Below are 3,290 nucleotides of genomic sequence, written 5' to 3' on the forward strand. Positions count from 1 at the left end.
GGAAGAGCACCGCGGACCCCGCCGGCCGGTCCGGGTCCGGCGCCGGTCGGCCGCCCGGGCGCTTCAGCGCCCCGGACCCCAGGGCCACCCCGAGTCCGACCAGCGCGCTGCCCGCGCCCTGCGCGACGCCGTAGGAACCCGTGCCCACCAGCGGCGCGGTGCAGGCCGCCGCGACCGGGATGAGGCCGGAGAACAGCGTGGCGCGCTCCGCGCCGATCCGCTGCATGCCCATGTACCAGCACACGAACCCGACCACGGTGACCACCACCGCCTGCCACAAAAGCGCGCCGGCCTCGACGGCGTCCGGACGCCTCAGCCACCCGGTCCCGTCGGCCAGGAGGCCGGCCGCCGCCGACTCCAGTGCGGCGATCGCGCACACCACCGCGGACAGCAGCCGTGGCCCGAGTGGCCGCAGCACGGGGACGGCGAGCACGGCGAATCCGACTTCACCCGCCAGCGCGCACACCGAGAAGGCGAGGCCCGCGCCGTCCGTGCGGCCCCAGCCCTGTACGCCGCAGGCGCCGACCGCCACGAGCAACGCTCCGTAAAGCACCGTGCGTTGGGGCCTGCGCCCGTCCACGAGCGGCACGAGCACGGCGACGACCACGGGGGCGCAGCCCACGAACACGCCGGGAACGGCCGGTTCCGCGGTGCGCTCGGCGGCGAGCACGGCCAGGTTGAACCCCACCATGCCGACCGCCGCGAGCAGGGCGAGACGAACCCACTGACGGGACGTCAGCGCCCGCAGGCGGGCGAGCGAGCCCCGCCCGGCGAGCGGGAACAGCAGTACACAGGCCAGCCCGTACCGCAGGAACTGGCCGCCCGCGTAGGGGTACGCGCCCAGGACGCTGTTGGCGGTGAAGGACGCTCCGACGAGGACACAGGCGAGCCCGGCGAGCAGGGCTCCGCGGGTGGTGGCGTTCATGCGGGCGACGTTAGGCAGCCCGGCGGCCCGGGAGGAGGTCCACTTACCCGCCCTTTTCCTGGACCAATGCGTGGACCCGTCGGCTCCCGGGCCGCGCCTGCTTCATGGCCCGCACCCGCGCGTCCAGGAAGGCGTCGAGGTACGCCACCTCGTCACCGCCCTGCGCCGGCGGCTTCGCCGAACGCAGCGCGCGCTTGTGGATGCGTGGCAGCCGATCGGGTTGTCGCCGTCGCCGTGCAGACGGCGTCGCAGTACGCGAACTGGCCCAGCACGACAGCCCGTCCGCCTTGCCCTGCCGGACCGCCGGTCCGAAGGAGACCCGGTCGCGTCGAGCAGGCCGCCGGTGCCGGAGCAGAACCCGATGACGTCGGCGGTGTACCCGCGGCCGCCGCGGATGTCCTCGGTGCACTCGTGCTGCGCCTTCCAGTCGAGCGAGGAGTTCTCCGCGCTCGACACGAGCTGCACGGCGCTCTCCTTCTTCGCCGGGTCGTCGAGCCCGGCCGCACGAACGTCCGCCGTCGCGTGCGCGGGAAGGCCGCGCCGAGCAGCGCCAGGACGGTGCGGCGGGGGGTGGGAGAGCTGCCGTTGGCGCGGCGATAGGAAGGTTTCCTATCGCCCCAGAGGCCGCCAGGAGAACAGGCGAGGGGAGACTTCGTACGGTCGAACAAGTGACGCGGTCGGGCGAAATGGCGGTGCCCCCGGGTGGGTGATCGCCTAGGGTCGGCGCAGCCGGTGGCGGGTGCCGCCGGAGGACCGCATGCCGTGGAGGTGCACGTGCGCTATCGGGAACTGGGACGCAGCGGACTGTCCGTGTCGGAGATCGGCTACGGCGCCTGGGGCATCGGCGAGTCCGCGTGGGTCGGCGCCACCGAGGACGAGTCCGTACGCGCCCTGCACCGGGCCCTGGACCTCGGCGTGAACCTCATCGACACCGCACGCGGTTACGGGGAGAGCGAGCGCATCGTGGGCCGGGTGGTCAGGGAACGGGCCGGGGACGACATCCTCGTCGCCACCAAGGTGCCGCCGCTGAACCGGCTGTGGCCCGCGCCCGACGGGCTCGACCCGGCCGAGGCGTTCCCCGGCGCGCACATCCGCAGCAGCCTGGAGACCAGCCTGCGCGCGAGCGGGCTCGACCACTTCGACGTCGTGCAGTTCCACGTGTGGAGCGACGAGTGGGTCGGCCGCGGCGACTGGCTGGAGACGGTCGAGGCGCTGAAGCGGGAGGGCAAGATCCGGCTCTTCGGAGTCTCGGTCAACGACCACGAGCCCGACAACGCGCTGCGGCTGGTGCGCAGCGGCACGGTGGACACCGTCCAGGTCATCTACAACATCTTCGACCAGGCCCCGGCCGAGCGGCTGTTCCCCGCGTGCGTGGAGCACGGCGTGGGCGTCATCGTGCGCGTCGCCCTCGACGAGGGCGGGCTGACCGGGCGGATCACGGCCGGCTCGACGTTCCCGGAGGGCGACTTCCGCAACCGCTACTTCCGCGACGACCGGCCCGCCGAGGTCGAGCGGCGGGTAGCGGCGATCTGCGCCGATCTCGGCATCGGGCCCGACGGGATGGCCGAGACCGCGCTGCGCTTCGTCCTCAGCGCACCCGCCGTCTCGACGGTCATCCCCGGCATGCGCAGCGTCCGCAACGTCGAACGCAACACCGCGGTGAGCGACGGACGCCTGCTCGGCGACGACCGGCTGGCGGTCCTCGCAGGCCACCGCTGGCAGCGCAACTTCTACGGCTGAGCGCCGGCGACGACCGGGGCCGGGCCGGTCGCGGGAACCAAGAGCGCGTCCCACACGTCAACTCTGTGCCCAGGGAGGGCCGATCGGCCGGCATGCCGGCGGAGAGGGGAATCGCCATGGACGAGGCGACGCAGCAGGGGACCGAGCCGGAGGCCGCAGCGCGCCGGGCCCGCTTCGGGACGCTCCCGGAGCCGGTGCGCGTGGAGGACACGGTCGAGGAGCGCGCGGCCAGCCTCCCCGACCCCGCGCGCACGGCGTACAACCAGGACGAGTGGCTGGTGCGCTACTGCCTGTGAGACACGGAGCCCGACCGGCACGACAGCCGGTCGTCGCAGGACGCGGCGGGTGCCGCAGCGGCGCGCCGACGACCGGACGACGGCGTACCGAGGCCGCACGCGCATCAAGGCTCCGCAGCCGCCGGCCCGACGGTTTCCGGCCCGGGCGGCGACCACACCGGCCGTCTACGCTGCCACGCGGCGGCGGTCGCGGCCGTTACGGGCGCTACGCGGTCATGGTCGTGGCCGCCCCGGGCGTTACTCGGCGATGGTCCGCGCGTGATGGGCACGACGCGGCGACGGTCCGGACCGCTCCCGGCACCGTGTGACGGGGGCGGTCCGGCCGCCCC

At 74.3% G+C, this 3,290-nt stretch carries 4 protein-coding genes and 1 pseudogene; 2 read left to right on the forward strand and 3 right to left on the reverse strand.

The genetic code is table 11. The features are described 5' to 3' along the window. The 3 genes and pseudogenes from RIN80_RS14730 to RIN80_RS14740 all read right to left on the reverse strand — a co-directional run. A partial coding sequence (locus tag RIN80_RS14730; protein ID WP_309096033.1) for a DMT family transporter occupies positions 1 to 925 on the reverse strand: 925 nt, incomplete at its 3' end. A 43-nt stretch (positions 926 to 968) separates the two neighbouring features. Next, positions 969 to 1,334 (reverse strand): chitosanase, encoded by a 366-nt coding sequence (locus RIN80_RS14735; RefSeq protein WP_309096055.1) that lies wholly within the window; start codon positions 1,332 to 1,334, stop codon positions 969 to 971. Further along, positions 1,313 to 1,390: pseudogene (locus RIN80_RS14740) on the reverse strand (hypothetical protein); the annotation flags it as partial. The pseudogene RIN80_RS14740 and the gene RIN80_RS14735, both read right to left, overlap by 22 nt. Before the next feature lie 309 nt (positions 1,391 to 1,699). Between RIN80_RS14740 and RIN80_RS14745 the strand changes: the two are divergent. Both RIN80_RS14745 and RIN80_RS14750 read left to right on the forward strand, forming a co-directional pair. Beyond that, positions 1,700 to 2,665, forward strand: a complete 966-nt coding sequence (locus tag RIN80_RS14745) for an aldo/keto reductase (protein ID WP_309096056.1) — start codon at positions 1,700 to 1,702, stop codon at positions 2,663 to 2,665. Positions 2,666 to 2,781: 116 nt separating this feature from the next. Next, positions 2,782 to 2,961, forward strand: coding sequence for a hypothetical protein (locus RIN80_RS14750; protein ID WP_309096034.1), 180 nt, complete (start codon positions 2,782 to 2,784; stop codon positions 2,959 to 2,961). Positions 2,962 to 3,290 lie beyond the last annotated feature (329 nt).

The organism is Streptomyces sp. (assembly GCF_031181705.1).
Classification (GTDB): Bacteria; Actinomycetota; Actinomycetes; order Streptomycetales; family Streptomycetaceae; genus Streptomyces.